We start from the raw sequence: 14,193 nt of genomic DNA on the forward strand, positions 1-14,193 counted from the left end.
CGGCCGCCGCGCTCCGATGCCGTCGCCCACCTCGGTGGGGTCGTCTCGGCTGCGATCGTGCGGTGCTGGCGGCGCTGACCCGTCGGACCGCCCTAGGTTTCGCTGGTCTCGGGAGCGTGGGCCGGGGCGAGGAGGCGGTCGTAGACGACGGCCGCCAGCACACCGCCGACCACAGGGGCGGTGAGGTACAGCCACAGGGCGTGCCAGTTGCCCGACACGAGTGCGGGACCGAACGCCCGCGCTGGGTTGACCGCACCACCGGTGACCGGCGCGGCGATGAAGATGCAGGTCGCCAGGGCCGCGCCGACGGCGAGCGGCGCCACCGCCGCCGGTACCCGGTCGTCGGTGGCGACGGAGATGACGACGAGCACCAGGACGAACGTCACCAGCGCCTCGACGAAGAACGCCCGGCCGCCCGACACTCCGGGGGCGGGGTTGGTGGTGGAGAAGCGGACCACGGCGTGCCCGGGTCCGCTGTGGACCGCCCACGTCGCGAGGGCGGCCAGGACGCCACCGGCGAGCTGGGCGACGAGGTAGACGGGAACGGCGCGCCACGGGAACTTCCCCGTCACGGCCAACCCGATCGTGACCGCCGGGTTCAGGTGGCAGCCGGAGATGTGCCCGAGGGCCGCGACCAGCGCCACCAGTGCTAGTCCGAAGGCGAGGACGATGGCCAGCACGTCGTAGACCGGTGGGTCGGTGGTGGCGGCGCCGACCGCCGTGGCCGTACCCGCGAGGACGAGCACGAAGGTCCCCACCAGTTCGGCCACCCCCGAGCGCAGGACGTTCTCACCGGCGGTGCTGCCGAACAGCCCTCGCGAACGGGTCATCGACGTCGATCCGGCGGCCGGGCGCGACCACGGGCTCGACGGACCGGCCGAGGCCGCGTCCGAGGGCTTCCCGGAAGGGCTGGTGCTCACCGGCCGAGTCCAGCGCGGTCGACGCGGCGGTGGAACCGCATGCCGGCCAGACCACCGAGGACCGCGCCGAGGAGAGCCACCACGGCGGCGGCGATGACGGTCAGGATCGTGCCCGTGGTCAACGAACCGGAGTCGACGGGGATGCGGGGGAAGCTGTTCAGCTGCCCCAGGACGTCGAACTCGCTGCCCGCGATGGCGGCGAGGATCGCGACCACGACGGCGATGACGACGGCCCACACCCAGACGGCGACACCCTGCTTCACGCCGTTGAAGCGCGCCATCCGCCCGGCGACGTAGCCGCCGCAGAAGTAGGCGACGAGCAGCACGACGAGGACGCCGATGGCGCCGGCGATGCCGATGGTCCCCGCGTTCCGGGTCGCCCCCTGCTGCACACCGTCGAGGGCCTGCCCGACGCTGCTGGAACTCGCGAGGCCGATGGCGGTACCGGTGGCCGCGAGCAGTGCGGTCAGCAGGACGGCGGTCCCGGTGGCCGTCAGCCAGCCGAAGAACGCCGAACCGACCTTGACGCCGCCGTGGGCGTTCTTCTCGCGGTTGACGACCGCCGTGCGGTCCATGGAGTCGCGGTCGGTGTGCACGACCTGCGGGGTGTCGCGCGCGGTCCTGTGCGCGGTGTCCTGGGCGGCCGCTCGAGCGCGGTCGGTCCCCGCGGGGCGGGCATCGCGGTGCGCGGACGCTGGGTTCGAGTTCGAGTCGTTGCTCGCGGCGTGGGCGCCGTCACCGGTGGGCGTGCTCATGGGGGCTCCAGATCCGGGGGAGTGGTGTTCGGGTCGTCGGGGGGTTCGGACGTGCGAGACGCCCCGGACGACGGATGTCGTCCGAGGCGCCACGAGGTTGGAGCGCAACGACCTCGAGGTCGTCGAGGACGTCGGATCATCAGCTGCGTCAGAGGCCGAGCGTTCCGGCGATACCGCCGGCCAGGCCGCCCCCACCGAGCTTGGTGAGCAGGTCGGCCGGGTCGAGACCCGGCGTCGACGACAGTCCAGCGTGCTCGTCGGCGGTTCGGGGCAGTTCGGCATCAGCCTGCTGCGCCTCGTCGTCATCGCCCTGGTCCTCGAACAGGGACGATATCCGATCCTCGGGAATCTGCACGACGGTTCCCCCACGAGCACCAGGGAACGGGAATTCAGGGGTCAGTCGGTGCCGAGCTGTTCCGCGAGACGGCCCGCAGCACCGGCGACGTCCACCTCGACCGTCTCGCTGCGCAGCACGGCGGTCACGACATCTTCCTCCGCCACGGTCCGAACCCCGATGGTGACCCGTTCCACGGGCTGGACGCGCACCGTGAACTCCGGGACCTCCTCGTGCAGGAGGATCACCAGTTCGTCCCTGTCCACGTCGCCCGGGTTCGAACCACCTGTGGCCGCGGCGCTCGCGCCCAGGCCGTTGGTGTCCAGGGCGGCTCCCTCGTCCACGACCGTACCTTCGGGAAAGGGTTCGTGACTGACCACGAGCTGCTCGACGCGGACCGGAACCACCACGGTGCGGGTCGTGGTCACGATCCGTTTCGTGAAGCGAACACGTTCCACGGCGACCCGCTCGCGGGAGAGCAGCAGGCGTTCAGCGTGCACGACGACGTCAGCGGCGGATCCCGGCTGGACGGTGTCACCGGAGTCGTCGTCTTCACTGGGGAGGGACATGCGCTTCCTCGTTCTGGTTCGGGTCGACCGGGCACTGCGTCCACCGGGCGGGGCCCCACCGGATCGGAACCCGGTGGGGCATCGTGCTCAGTGCTTGTCGCGCTCGCCCTTGACGTCGCCCTTGACGCCGGCGTCGGCGTCGAGCTCGATGTGCTCTTCGCGAACCTGCGCTTCGACGGTCTCGGTGCCCTGGACGGTCTGGGTTCCGACCTGGACGCGTTCGACGGGAACGGTCTCCTTCGCCGCGACGGCACGCTCCTCGGTGAGGACGACCTCGTGCTCCTCCTCGGTGAGGTCCCCGCCGGAGAGGGCGTCCCCGCGGTTGGCCTCGGTGATCGGCTCACGGGTCACGACGACCTCCTCGTGGGAGACCGGAACCGTGCGGGTGACGGTTTCGGAGGTGATGTACTTCCGCAGCCGGGCGCGGCCCGCCTCGCGGGTCTCGGTGCCGACGCGGAGTTCTTCCTTCGAGCGCGTCATGGCGTCGTCGGTGTTCGGGCCGGAGGTGTCGTGACCCGCGGAGCGCGTGGCGGAGTCGGTCGCCAGACCCGCGGTACCGGTGGTCCCCGTGGTGGTGGCGTCGCGGCCCGTCTCGACGTGGTTGCCGGCGGTGCCGGTACCCGAGGTGGTGCTGCTGGTGTCGGCGATCCCGTAGTAGCGGTACAGGTCCGCCTCGTCGGTCTCGCTGAGTTCAGCCCCCGGGTCGTGGTGGGGAGCGTCCTTGACCTTGGCCTTGTCGAAGGGAACCGTGACGGTGTCACCGTTCACGTCCGCCTCGGCGAGGGGGATGAGGGAGACGTTGGAACCGAACAGGCCGGTCTTGACCGAGACCCACTCCGGCTGACCGGTCTGGTTGTCGAGGTAGACCTCGTCGACCTTGCCGATCTTGTCGCCGTCGGTGCCGGTGACGGTCGCACCGAAGAGGGCGTCGGGGGTGAAGTTGCGAGCCATGGTCTTTCCCTTTCGTCGTGCCTTCCCCGACGGCGTGTGCCGGGCCGGGGATCGTGCAGTGGTGGTCAGTGCTGCGTGCGGGTGACGTCTGGCGCGTCAGGTCTGGCAGCGCTCAGCGAGCGCGGCGACCGGTGACGGCACCAACGATCGTGACACCGACGGCCGCGACCGCAACCTGGAGGATCAGTTCGATCCAGTCGACACCAGGGGTGTCGGAGACACCCACGGCCTTGGCGATCGCGGTGCCGACCAACGCGGCGACGATGCCGACGACGATGGTCAGCAGGATGGAGATGTTCTGCTTGCCCGGCAGGACGAGTCGGGCCAGGGCGCCGATGACGGCGCCGATGACGATCGCGGTGATGATGCCACCGATGGTCATGGTTCTCCTCCAGGACGTGGGAACAGCGGTAGGTCGACGGCGCGGAAAGGAACGGTCAACGGTTCCAGCGGCGCAGCGACCTGCGCTGCTGCGCCGAGTGCTGCTCACGCTGCTCGCGTGAGGACACGAGGCGGCCGGTGCTCTGCAAACCCCTGGACAAGGTGGTGGACCCGTTGCGGGACTCCAGTCGACGTCCCGCTTCGCCGAGGAGTTTCGCAGCGACGGGAACGGCCACCGAAACCAGGATCCAGCGGCGCAGACCGCCGGACAGTAGAACCCACATGCGTGAAACTCCCTGCTCGGTGTTCAGAAGGAACGCGTCGAACCCCGGACCGGCTCAGTGGACGCGGGAAGCCTTGCGTGCGCGGCGGGCCACGGCGAGCCGCACCCGGGCACGGGCGTCGTCGCGGCCGAGGACCTGCTGCAGATCGGCGCTCACGGCGTCGGTCGCCGCGACCACCGACGTCAGGTCGGCGGTCGGTTCGACGACGGCCTTCAGTTCGACGACGAGCTGCCCACGGTCGCGCAGCACCCGGCTGGAACTGCTCCGGACCCCCGGGGTGTCGCCCAGGACGTCCGCGGCGGTCGAGGCGGCACCGGCGGGATCGACCAGGAGTCGTCCTTCCCGGGCCGACCCGGGCAGCGACAGCATGCCCACCCCTCGCCGGGGCAGGTGGGCCAGCAGCCACCACAACCCGAGGAGGACGAACACGGCACCGGCGATGCCCGCGGCCCAGGGCCACCAGGCCATCGCGAACGTGTCGGTGGCGGTCTGCAGCTGCAGTGTCTCCGGCGCGGTGGTCCACACCTGCACCAGCCAGCCCGCCCCCCAGGCGGCGGCCGCCAGTCCGAGGACGAGCAGTACGACACCGGCCAGGAGGGTGAGGACGCGGTTGAGTCCGAGGACGGCGCGGCCCATCAGTTCTCCTCACGGGTGCGGTCGGGGGTGCGGATCGTGACGGAGACGCGCGGCGGGGCCTGCAGCGACGCGAGGCGCTCGGTGACCGCCGTCGTGATCGCTTCCCGCACACCGGGTTGCGCGGTCGCCTGTGCGGTGACGCTGACCTTGCGCCGGGTGGCGGTCGAGGAGACGTCCAGCACGCCGTCGACGTCGTGGGCCGCGCCGGAGGCGAGGCGGGCGACGTCACGGGTGTGCAGGAAGACCCCCGTCCGCGAGCTGAGGGCCAGCGTTCTGCGAGACCTCGGGCGCAGTGCCGTGACGACGAGCCACAGGCCCACGAGAGCCACGACGATCCCGGCGGGGATCAGCCACCAGGTAGGCGCGAAACCCTTCAGACCGGCGGCGGCGGCGGGTAGCCACTGGCTGCCCGCGAAGGCCCCGGCGGCGACGAGGGCGTCGCGCAGCAGGAGGACCCCGAGGGCGATCAGCAGGACGGCGAGGACCGGTCCGACGACGCCGATGGGACCGCTGCCACTCTTCTGCGTGGCGGCCCGCATGGGTTTCCGCTGGGCGGCGGTGTCTGAACTCACTGCACGCGCCTCTTCTCCGGGGTGGTGGGACGGACGACCTTCGCGACGTGGACCTCGACGGCGTCGACGTCCAGGTCGGCCAGGACCCGCAACCGGTCGGCGACGTGGTCGCGCACGGCGGCGGCGACCCGAGCGGCGGGCTGAGGCCAGTGGATGACGATCTCCACCCGGGCGCGAACCCGCCGACCGGCGAGGTGGCACTCGACCCGTGGGTAGGTGCGCCCGAGAGCGTTGCCCAGGGTGCCTCCCAGCGCGCTCGTGGTGGCCTGGCTGGGGGCGACCCCGGAAACCTCCGAGACGGCGGCCTGCGCGATGCGTTCCACCGCCTTGTCCTTCAGCTCCAGTGAACCCCGCGCGCCCATCTCGGCACGCTGCTCCGGGGAGTGCTCCGCCGGAGGGGCTGCGGTGCTCCTGCGGGTGGCGCCGGCGGTGCCGGCGTCAGCCACGACTGCGGCCGGGCACCAGGGCGGTCAGGTCGATCTTGCCCTCCAGGTGGGCGCCGACGACGTAGCCGACACCGGCGAAGAGCAGGGCGAGGACGAACCAGCCGAAACCGCCCTGGATGAACACCAGGGCGAGGAGCAGGCCGGCGAAGATTCCGACGGACGAGGCAGACACGGGTTCCTCCAGGAACAGGGCACCCCTGAGGGGGCGAGAGAGAAAGAGGTTTCGGGGCGGTGCGTCAGGGCGCGTGCGGGGCCGTGACGTCTTCGACGAACACCCGCACGGGCACGTCCACCACGGCGGCGACCACCGCGTGGATCTCCTGGGCGACCGCCGTGATGGCGGCCTCGAAACGGAGCACCACGTGGATCTCCACACGGTCCTCACCGATCTTGACCCCGGTCACCCGGCGCCCGGGCAGGTAGGTCGCGACTTCACCGAAGCGGCCGGCGTGCAGGCTGTCGACCCCGGGCACGGCCAGGACCAGTGCGGTGAGCTCGTCGGCGGTCTCGACCAGCGGAACGCGGGTCGAACCCGGGGCCTCCACGGAAGCGACCGCGAGGAGAGCTCCGCGGTCGAGGTCGTCGAGCGTGGGTCCGGTCCTGGGATCGGTCCTGGGATCGGTCCTGGGATCGGTCACTGCACGCGCGCGGTGCGCTGCTCGGACTCGGCGTCCTCGTCGGTGTCGTCCTCGGGGAGGTGGATGTCGGCGACCGAGATGTTGACCTCGGTGACCTGCAGGCCGGTCATGCGTTCGACGGAGGAGATCACGTTGCGACGCACCGCGGAGGCGAGGTCTGCGATCGCGACGCCGTACTCGGCGATGAGGTCGATGTCGACGGCGGCCTGGGTCTCCCCGACCTCCACGGAAACTCCCTGGGAGTGGTTCACCCGGCCACCGGGAATCCGCTCGCGCAGCGCGCCGACCGCCCGGGAGGCGCCGCCACCGAGGGCGTGCACCCCGGAGACGTCCTTCGCGGCGATGCCGGCGATCTTCGACACGACGGTGTCGGCGATGGACGTGGTCCCCTGGTTGGAGACCAGTGCGCCACCGTCGCGGCCGACGAGGCTGCTGGAACCCGCGGTCGAGGTGGTCCTGGGGGTGACGAGGGTCTGCTCGCTCATGGTGAACTCCTTCATTCGAGACGACGACACCGGGTTCCGGCATCGTGGTGACAACCTGGGACGACACGGGACCGACGGCACGCCGGGAACCGACGGGGGGTCGGTCGGCACCAGGGCGGACCCGCGTCTCCTCGGAGGCGCATCCGCTCGGCCGCCGGTAGCGGCTGGTGATGCGGTGTCACGGGTATAGAGCCGTTGGGAGGTGGATCGTCACGCTGACTTGAGTGTGATGTGCGTCACACGCGCAGGAGGGACGTGAAGTTGCCGATCGCCAGAACTCCTGCTCAACTCGCCACCGGATGGAGCACCCACCCGACACCTTCCCCGCAACGAGAGGCGACGCGTGAGTCAGGAGGTCGGTTCCGACGCTGACGGATCGCAGACCTCGGCCACGAAGGCCAGTTCAGCCCCGGGTGAACGACGTGCCCGGCCACGGGGGACCGACCACCTGTCCGACCGTGCGTCCGCGTCGCAGGTCCCCGACGAAGTGCTGGCCCGCCAGGCCGGGTTGGGCGACAAGCAGGCCTTCGCCCAGTTGGTCACCCGCCACGGCCCGGCCCTGTACCGCTACGTGTCCCGACTGGTGAACAGCACCACCGACGCCCAGGACTGCGTCCAGGAGGTGATGCTCACCGCCTGGAAGAACATCGCCTCCTTCCGCGGTGACTCCTCGGTCCGGACCTGGTTGCTGGTCCTGGGACGACACCAGGCGCAGCGGATGCTCACCCGCTACCGCCCACCGTTCCCGGCGTCGGGATCGCGACCGGTGGTCGACGTCGACGAGGTCGCGGGGGAGCTGCGTGACCTGCACTCCGGTCCTGAAGGTGCAACCCTGGAGAGCGAACTCCTGGTCGCGATCGACACAGCGCTGGCGTTGCTGCCTGAGCGACAGCGCAGCGTGTGGATCCTGCGGGAGATCGAAGACCTCTCCTACGCCGAGATCGCGACCGTCGTCGGGAGCACGCCGACAGCGGTGCGCGGTCTGCTCAACCGGGCACGGACGGCGATGGCGGCGACTTTGGAGGACTGGCGGTGAGCGACACGAGTCCCCGTTCTCCCCTCGGCTCCGGAGCCGACCGGCCGCCCGGCGACCACGCGGCCGGTGGCCCGGCCGCAGAACCGGGCACGGCCGGTCCTGAGACCGTCGGTGTCGTCGGTTCTCCAGGCGCCGATCGACTGGCCCGGGCGACGCTGCTGCTGCGTCAGCACACCGACAGCGGTTGGAAGGCCATCGAGGACACGGTGCTGGCCCGTGCCCAGACGTTGTTCCGGCCCTCGGCGCCGGTGCGTGCGCGTCACGCGTTCGGAGACTTCTTCATCGCCGCCGACGTGGTCGTGGCTGAACTGCGCCAGACCATCGACGCGACACCGCAGGTCGCCGCGCAGGCCATCACGTGCCTGGTCGGCGACGACGACGTCTTGGACTCGGTGACGATCCGACTCGTCGTCGCCTACGGTGCACCGCTGCTCGAGGTCGCTGGAAGAGTGCACCGTGTCGTGCTGCGACGACTGGACGACCTCTTGGGGGAGCTGGCCCCCTGGGCCGAGGACGTCCACACCCACGTCCACGTCGGCGACGTGTCGAACGATCCCCGGATCGTCACCTGACCCCCGCCTCCTGCGGGTGGTGAACCTCGACGCCGCGCGGGTCCCGGGTGGTGTCGAAGGTCCCGTCCTCGGTCCAGGTGGGGAGGCAGCGACAGATCGTCTGCCGGGCACCGCGATCGGTGGGGACGCCGCACCAGGGGCAGCCGGTTCGGAATCGGTGGACGATGCCTTCCACCGTCACCCGCTCGACGCAGTTCGACACGCGCCCGGGTCTGGACCGCAGATCACCGACGACCTGCGGAACCCGCCTCAGCCCCGTCCCACCCCGCGGGTGTGCTCGAAGATCAGGCTCGTCTCGGTGAGGCCCACGTCGGCGTCGTGGGAGAGGTGCTCGGCGACGAAGTCGCGCAGGGCCGCGGTGCTCTCCACCGCCACGTGCAGCAGGTAGTCGTCGGCCCCGGCGACGAAGTAGACGTCGAGGACCTCTGGGCGCCGCCGCATCCGGGCCACGAAGGGCCCCATGCTGCCGCGGGCGTGGGCGGCCAGCTTCACGGCGATCATCGCCTGCAGGTCGAGCCCGAGGGCCGCGGGGTCGACGTCGGCGTGGAAACCCCGGATGACGCCCGACTCGCGCAGCGCCCGGACCCGCAGCAGGCAGGTCGAGGCGGCGATCCCCACCTGCTGGGCCAGGGCCGCGTTGGTGGTGCGGGCGTCCTCGGCCAGGACGCGCAGGATCGCGCGGTCGACGGGGTCCACCACGCGTTGCAGCTTCTTCGGCGACGGCGGGTTGAGGGGGCGGTCTGTCGAAGGATCTGCCACGAACCGACTCTCCCACGAATCTCCTGCAGGTTGCTTGCCGTCCCCTCGAACCCTCTTCACCCTGGACGGAAAGCGATCGACCCGTCACCACCGACCGACCTGAGGAGAGCACCATGCGCATCGGCGTCCCCCGTGAGGTGAAGAACCGCGAGTACCGCGTGGCGCTGACCCCGGCCGGGGTCCACGAACTCGTCGGTCACGGCCACGAGGTCCTCGTCGAGGCCGGCGCCGGCCTCGGCAGTTCCCTGCCCGACCAGGACTACGAGGCCGCGGGTGCGAAGGTCCTCGCCGACGTCGACGAGGTCTGGGGCGGCGCCGACCTGCTGCTCAAGGTCAAGGAGCCCATCGCGCAGGAGTACCACCGCCTCCGCGCCGACCAGGTGCTGTTCACCTACCTCCACCTCGCGGCGTCCCGGGAGTGCACCGACGCGCTGCTCGCGTCCGGCACCACCGCGATCGCCTACGAGACGGTCCAGCTCGCCGACCGTTCGCTGCCGCTGCTCGCCCCCATGAGCGAGGTCGCCGGCCGTCTCGCGCCGCAGGTGGGCGCCTACTCGTTGATGCGCGCCGCCGGTGGCCGGGGCGTGCTCATGGGCGGGGTCCCCGGCGTCCGCGGGGCCGACGTCGTCGTCATCGGCGCCGGCGTCTCCGGTCAGAACGCCGCGCAGATCGCGCTGGGCATGGGGGCCGAGGTGACCGTGCTCGACCTGTCGCTGCCCAAGCTGCGCGAGGTCGACGCCCGCTTCGGCGGCGCGGTCCGCACCATCGTCTCGAACTCCTACGAACTCGCCCGCGCCGTCCGCGGTGCCGACCTGGTCATCGGTGCGGTGCTGGTCCCCGGGGCGAAGGCGCCGAAGCTCGTCAGCAACGACCTCGTCGCGCAGATGCGTCCCGGGTCGGTCCTCGTCGACATCGCCATCGACCAGGGCGGCTGCTTCGAGGACTCCCGTCCCACCACCCACGACGACCCGACGTTCGCCGTGCACGGGTCGGTGTTCTACTGCGTCGCCAACATGCCGGGTGCCGTCCCGCACACGTCGACGTACGCCCTGACGAACGCGACGCTGCCCTACGTCGTGAAGCTCGCGGACGCGGGATGGAAGGCGGCGCTCGGTGCCGACGTCGCGCTCGCCGGTGGGCTCTCGACCCACGCCGGTTCGCTCGCCAACGCCGAAGTCGCTGCGGCGCACGGTCTCCCGGCGATCACGGTGGCCGAGGCGCTGGCGGGCTGACGCCCACCGTCAGGCCTCGTGCATCTCCCGTACGAGGGAGTCGACGACGTCGTGCAAGGGGTTCTCGGCGCCCCGCTCGCAGGCCTCCGCGAACGTGCGGCGCTGCCGCTGGTAGCTCGCGCCACGGCGGGGGATCTCCGCGACCAGCGCGAGGTCGTCGGCGCACCCCAGCCGCCGGGCGACGGGTTCCAGGCGGTTCAGCCAGTCCGTGAGGTCGTCGGTGACGAGGCGCTCGCGGCCCGCGCCGTCGACGATGATCTCGGCGTCGAGGCCGTAGCGGGAGGCGCGCCACTTGTTCTCCTGGACGTGCCACGGCGGCATCGTCGGCAGTTCCTCACCGGCCTCGAGCCGGTCGTCGAGGTGCACGACGAGGCAGTGGATGAGCGCGGTCACGGCCCGCAGTTCCCGCATCGTCGGGGTCCCGTCGCAGACCCGGACCTCGATCGTGCCGAACTTCGGGGAGGGGCGGATGTCCCAGCGCACGTCGGAGAGACCGTCGATGACGCCGGTCACCAGCATGTCGTCGACGTAGGTCTCGAACTCGCCCCAGGCGCCGAACTGGAACGGCAGCCCCGCCGTCGGCAGTTGCTGGAACATCTGCGCGCGGTTGCTGGCGTAGCCGGTGTCGAAGCCCGTCCAGTACGGCGAACTCGCGGACAGGGCCTGCAGGTGCGGGTAGTGGTTCAGCAGGGTGTTGAGGATCGGCAGGACCTTGTGCACCGAGTTGACGCCGACGTGGACGTGGACACCCCAGATGAGCATCTGGCGGCCCCACCACTGGGTGCGTTCCAGCAGTTCCGCGTAGCGCTCGTCGGGGGTGACCTGCTGCTCGTCCCAGCGCGCGAAGGGGTGGGTCCCCGCGCACATCAGCTCCAGGCCCAGCGGATCGCTGACCCGGCGGATGGCCGCGATGGAACTCGAGAGGTCTTCGACGACGTCCCCGACGGTGTCGCAGACGCCGGTGACGATCTCGAGGGTGTTGCGCAGCAGTTCCTTGGTGATCCGCGGCCCCGTCGGGGAGTCCTCGCGGTCGACCGCGTCCAGCACCTCCGAGGCCCGGGAGGCGAGGTCGCGCGAGGACCGGTCGACGAGCACCATCTCCCACTCGACGCCCAGCGTCGGGCGGGGGGAGGCGTTGAACTCCACGGCACGTCGACCCACGCCACGATCACACCACACCGGGGCCGCTGTCGCCCCATCGCGGGGTTGCTCTAGCGTCGCGAGCGTGAGCACTCAGCGAGAGGTCGACGTCGTGGTCATCGGAGCCGGGGCGGTGGGTGAGAACGTCGCCGACCGGGCCGGGCGGACGGGACTGGACGTCGTGGTGGTGGAGAAGGAGCTCGTCGGCGGCGAGTGCTCCTACTGGGCGTGCATGCCGTCGAAGGCGTTGCTGCGTTCCGGGCAGGCCCTCGCCGCGGCGCAGCGGCTGAAGGGCGCGGCCGAGGCCGTGACCGGGTCGCTGGACGCGGCGAAGGTCCTGGAACGCCGCGACGGCTTCACCAGCGGCTGGGACGACAGCAGTCAGGCGAAGTGGTTGGACTCCGCGGGACTCGGTCTGGTGCGGGGGACCGCGCGGCTGACCGGGACGCGGACGGTCTCCGTCGAGACGGCGGAGGGAACGGTGGAGCTGACCGCCCGTCAGGCCGTCGTGGTGTCGACCGGCTCCGTGCCCGTCCTGCCCGACGTCCCGGGGCTCGCGGACTCCCGGGTCTGGACGAGCCGGGAGGCGACGAGCGCGAAGAGCGTACCCGCGCGCCTGGCCGTGATCGGTGGCGGCGTCGTGGGTTGCGAACTCGCCCAGGCCTGGGCGCGCCTGGGGTCGCAGGTCACCCTCCTCGTGCGCTCCGGGCTGCTGGCCGGGCAGGAGGACTTCGCCGGCGAGATGGTCGCGGAGGCGTTGCGCGCCGACGGGATCGACGTCCGCACGGGCGCGGAACTCGCGCGGGTCTCCCGGGACGACAGCGGTGTGCACGTGACCCTGGGCGACGGCTCGACCGTCGACGCCGACGAGTTCCTCGTCGCCACCGGACGTCGCCCCGCGACCAGCGGCATCGGGCTGGAGACCGTCGGGCTGCAGGACGGCGGATCCCTCGAGGTCGACGACACCGGGCTCGTCGCCGGGGTCGAGGGCTCCTGGCTGTACGCGACGGGCGACGTGTCCGGTCGGGTGAAGCTCACCCACCAGGGCAAGTACGACGCCCGCGCGACCGGCGACGCCATCGCCGCCCGGGCCGCCGGGCCGATCGAGACGCCCCCGTGGTCGCGCTACACCGCGACGGCCGACCACCACGCCGTCCCGCAGGTCGTGTTCACCGACCCCGAGGTCGCGCAGGTCGGGTTGACCGCCGCCCAGGCCCGCGAGCAGGGCCTCGACGTCAAGGTCGTCGACTACGACCTCGGCAACGTCGCGGGTGCGTCCCTCGTCGCCGACGGCTACGTCGGGAAGGCGCGGATGGTCGTCGACGAGCAGCGCAAGGTGATCGTCGGCGTGACGTTCGTCGGGCAGGACGTCGCCGAACTGCTCCACGCCGCGACGGTCGCGATCGTCGGCGAGGTGCCCCTGGAGCGGCTCTGGCACGCCGTGCCCAGCTACCCCACGATGAGCGAGGTCTGGCTGCGGTTGCTGGAGACCTACGGCCTGTAGCCGTCCTGTGGTCGGGTTTCGGACCGTTGACGCTTCGGGCCACACCTATCGGCCCGAAGCGTCAACGGTCCAACCCGAACCCCGCCCCCGGCTCAGTCGTGGACGGTGAGCAGGTGCTGCAGCAGTTCGGCGGAGAGCACGACGTCGACGGGCCGGGGGGTCCCGTCGACGCTGCGGACAGGGGCGCTGAGGCGGCCGCTGGAGACCAGCCACAGCGCGTCGGCGGAGTGCAGGTCCGCCAGCGCGAGCCGGCCGATCTCGGCGCGGTCGCCCCGGCCCCGGGCGAAGTCGAAGGCGCGGCCCTGGGTCGTCCCCTCGAGGATCCCGAGTTCCGGGGGTGTCGTGACCCAGCGGTCGCCGAAGACGGCGACGACGGTCGAGTTCGGGCCCTCGAGGACCTCGCCGTCGGAGGACAGGAACACGACGTCGTGGGCGCCCCGGGCGCGGGCGTGGCGCAGCGCGGCCATGTTCAGCGCGTAGGACAACGTCTTGGCCCCCTGCAACAGCCAGGGCGCCCGCGTCATCACGTCGCTGGGGTAGGCGCGTTCCAGGGCCAGGACGTCGATGCCCTCGACCCGTTCGCGGGCGTGGTCGGCGGCGACGAACGCGTGCACCCAGCCGGTGGGGACACCGCTGCCCTCGACCCCGCGGGTCACGATCAGCTTCACCAGCAGTTCGGGCACCGGGTCGTGCGCGGCCACGGCCTGCTTCAGCGCGACGGCCCACGCGGTCGCGTCCGGGGCGGGGAGGTCGACCATCGCGGCGGAGCGCGCGAACCGGTCGAGGTGGTGGCGCAGGCTCTGCGCGACGCCGCCGACGACGTTCACCGACTCGAAGATCCCGTCGCCGCGGGTGGCGCCGAGGTCGTCGACGCGCAGGTGCGGGGCGGTCGGGTCGGCCGGCGCGAACGTCGTCGTGCCGTCGGGACCGGTCGACATCAGGAACAGGACGGGACTGGACACGTCACCATCCTGCCCGC

At 71.6% G+C, this 14,193-nt stretch carries 20 protein-coding genes; 4 read left to right on the forward strand and 16 right to left on the reverse strand.

Features of this window, described 5'->3' with window-relative positions; genetic code table 11:
- Positions 1 to 92 precede the first annotated feature (92 nt).
- The 12 genes from ACFQ46_RS16765 to ACFQ46_RS16820 form a co-directional block, all read right to left on the reverse strand.
- Positions 93 to 920 (reverse strand): MIP/aquaporin family protein, encoded by an 828-nt coding sequence (locus tag ACFQ46_RS16765; protein WP_380260523.1) that lies wholly within the window; start codon positions 918 to 920, stop codon positions 93 to 95.
- Positions 917 to 1,675 (reverse strand): hypothetical protein, encoded by a 759-nt coding sequence (locus tag ACFQ46_RS16770; RefSeq protein ID WP_380260524.1) that lies wholly within the window; start codon positions 1,673 to 1,675, stop codon positions 917 to 919. Before ACFQ46_RS16770 ends, ACFQ46_RS16765 begins: the two co-directional genes overlap by 4 nt.
- 148 nt (positions 1,676 to 1,823) lie before the next feature.
- The gene (locus ACFQ46_RS16775; RefSeq protein ID WP_380260525.1) at positions 1,824 to 2,030 is read right to left on the reverse strand and encodes a hypothetical protein; all 207 of its coding nucleotides are present in this window, start codon (positions 2,028 to 2,030) and stop codon (positions 1,824 to 1,826) included.
- A 41-nt stretch (positions 2,031 to 2,071) separates the two neighbouring features.
- A complete protein-coding gene (locus tag ACFQ46_RS16780; protein ID WP_380260526.1) occupies positions 2,072 to 2,578 on the reverse strand; it encodes a DUF2382 domain-containing protein in 507 nt (168 codons plus the stop codon).
- Positions 2,579 to 2,665: 87 nt separating this feature from the next.
- Positions 2,666 to 3,529: a DUF2382 domain-containing protein gene (locus ACFQ46_RS16785; RefSeq protein ID WP_380260527.1), complete on the reverse strand. Its 864-nt coding sequence runs from the start codon at positions 3,527 to 3,529 to the stop codon at positions 2,666 to 2,668.
- 112 nt (positions 3,530 to 3,641) lie between these two features.
- Entirely contained in the window at positions 3,642 to 3,911 is a 270-nt protein-coding gene (locus ACFQ46_RS16790; protein ID WP_380260528.1) for a GlsB/YeaQ/YmgE family stress response membrane protein, read from the reverse strand.
- Between the two features lie 337 nt (positions 3,912 to 4,248).
- Positions 4,249 to 4,830 (reverse strand): hypothetical protein, encoded by a 582-nt coding sequence (locus ACFQ46_RS16795; RefSeq protein WP_380260529.1) that lies wholly within the window; start codon positions 4,828 to 4,830, stop codon positions 4,249 to 4,251.
- Positions 4,830 to 5,402 (reverse strand): DUF6286 domain-containing protein, encoded by a 573-nt coding sequence (locus tag ACFQ46_RS16800; protein ID WP_380260530.1) that lies wholly within the window; start codon positions 5,400 to 5,402, stop codon positions 4,830 to 4,832. The genes ACFQ46_RS16795 and ACFQ46_RS16800 overlap by 1 nt, the downstream gene beginning before the upstream one ends.
- Positions 5,399 to 5,848, reverse strand: a complete 450-nt coding sequence (locus ACFQ46_RS16805; RefSeq protein ID WP_380260531.1) for an Asp23/Gls24 family envelope stress response protein — start codon at positions 5,846 to 5,848, stop codon at positions 5,399 to 5,401. Before ACFQ46_RS16805 ends, ACFQ46_RS16800 begins: the two co-directional genes overlap by 4 nt.
- Positions 5,841 to 6,020, reverse strand: coding sequence for a DUF2273 domain-containing protein (locus ACFQ46_RS16810; protein WP_380260532.1), 180 nt, complete (start codon positions 6,018 to 6,020; stop codon positions 5,841 to 5,843). The genes ACFQ46_RS16805 and ACFQ46_RS16810 overlap by 8 nt, the downstream gene beginning before the upstream one ends.
- Before the next feature lie 64 nt (positions 6,021 to 6,084).
- Entirely contained in the window at positions 6,085 to 6,393 is a 309-nt protein-coding gene (locus ACFQ46_RS16815; protein ID WP_380260533.1) for a hypothetical protein, read from the reverse strand.
- An 89-nt stretch (positions 6,394 to 6,482) separates the two neighbouring features.
- Entirely contained in the window at positions 6,483 to 6,971 is a 489-nt protein-coding gene (locus ACFQ46_RS16820; protein ID WP_380260534.1) for an Asp23/Gls24 family envelope stress response protein, read from the reverse strand.
- A gap of 343 nt (positions 6,972 to 7,314) precedes the next feature.
- Here ACFQ46_RS16820 and ACFQ46_RS16825 point away from each other — a divergent pair, with 343 nt between their 5' ends.
- Both ACFQ46_RS16825 and ACFQ46_RS16830 read left to right on the forward strand, forming a co-directional pair.
- Positions 7,315 to 8,007 carry an RNA polymerase sigma factor gene (locus tag ACFQ46_RS16825; RefSeq protein ID WP_380260535.1) on the forward strand — a complete coding sequence of 231 codons (693 nt, stop codon included), beginning with the start codon at positions 7,315 to 7,317 and terminating at the stop codon, positions 8,005 to 8,007.
- Entirely contained in the window at positions 8,004 to 8,579 is a 576-nt protein-coding gene (locus ACFQ46_RS16830) for a hypothetical protein (protein WP_380260536.1), read from the forward strand. The genes ACFQ46_RS16825 and ACFQ46_RS16830 overlap by 4 nt, the downstream gene beginning before the upstream one ends.
- Here ACFQ46_RS16830 and ACFQ46_RS16835 read toward each other — a convergent pair.
- Together ACFQ46_RS16835 and ACFQ46_RS16840 are read right to left on the reverse strand one after the other, a co-directional pair.
- Positions 8,572 to 8,781, reverse strand: coding sequence for a transposase (locus tag ACFQ46_RS16835; RefSeq protein WP_380260537.1), 210 nt, complete (start codon positions 8,779 to 8,781; stop codon positions 8,572 to 8,574). The genes ACFQ46_RS16830 and ACFQ46_RS16835 overlap by 8 nt on opposite strands.
- Before the next feature lie 47 nt (positions 8,782 to 8,828).
- Positions 8,829 to 9,278, reverse strand: a complete 450-nt coding sequence (locus ACFQ46_RS16840) for an Lrp/AsnC family transcriptional regulator (RefSeq protein WP_380260538.1) — start codon at positions 9,276 to 9,278, stop codon at positions 8,829 to 8,831.
- A gap of 173 nt (positions 9,279 to 9,451) precedes the next feature.
- On the opposite strand from ACFQ46_RS16840, the gene ald reads away from it, so the two are divergent.
- Positions 9,452 to 10,570, forward strand: coding sequence for an alanine dehydrogenase (ald, locus tag ACFQ46_RS16845; protein WP_380260539.1), 1,119 nt, complete (start codon positions 9,452 to 9,454; stop codon positions 10,568 to 10,570).
- A 9-nt stretch (positions 10,571 to 10,579) separates the two neighbouring features.
- On the opposite strand, the gene ACFQ46_RS16850 is transcribed toward ald, so the two are convergent.
- A complete protein-coding gene (locus ACFQ46_RS16850; protein ID WP_380260540.1) occupies positions 10,580 to 11,731 on the reverse strand; it encodes a glutamate--cysteine ligase in 1,152 nt (383 codons plus the stop codon).
- Between the two features lie 64 nt (positions 11,732 to 11,795).
- Here ACFQ46_RS16850 and ACFQ46_RS16855 point away from each other — a divergent pair, with 64 nt between their 5' ends.
- Positions 11,796 to 13,214 (forward strand): dihydrolipoyl dehydrogenase family protein, encoded by a 1,419-nt coding sequence (locus ACFQ46_RS16855; RefSeq protein ID WP_380260541.1) that lies wholly within the window; start codon positions 11,796 to 11,798, stop codon positions 13,212 to 13,214.
- 92 nt (positions 13,215 to 13,306) lie between these two features.
- Here ACFQ46_RS16855 and ACFQ46_RS16860 read toward each other — a convergent pair whose 3' ends face one another.
- Positions 13,307 to 14,176 (reverse strand): aminodeoxychorismate lyase, encoded by an 870-nt coding sequence (locus ACFQ46_RS16860; protein WP_380260542.1) that lies wholly within the window; start codon positions 14,174 to 14,176, stop codon positions 13,307 to 13,309.
- Positions 14,177 to 14,193: the final 17 nt, after the last annotated feature.

This window comes from Kineococcus sp. GCM10028916 (assembly GCF_042674865.1).
In the GTDB taxonomy this organism is placed as follows: Bacteria; Actinomycetota; Actinomycetes; order Actinomycetales; family Kineococcaceae; genus Kineococcus.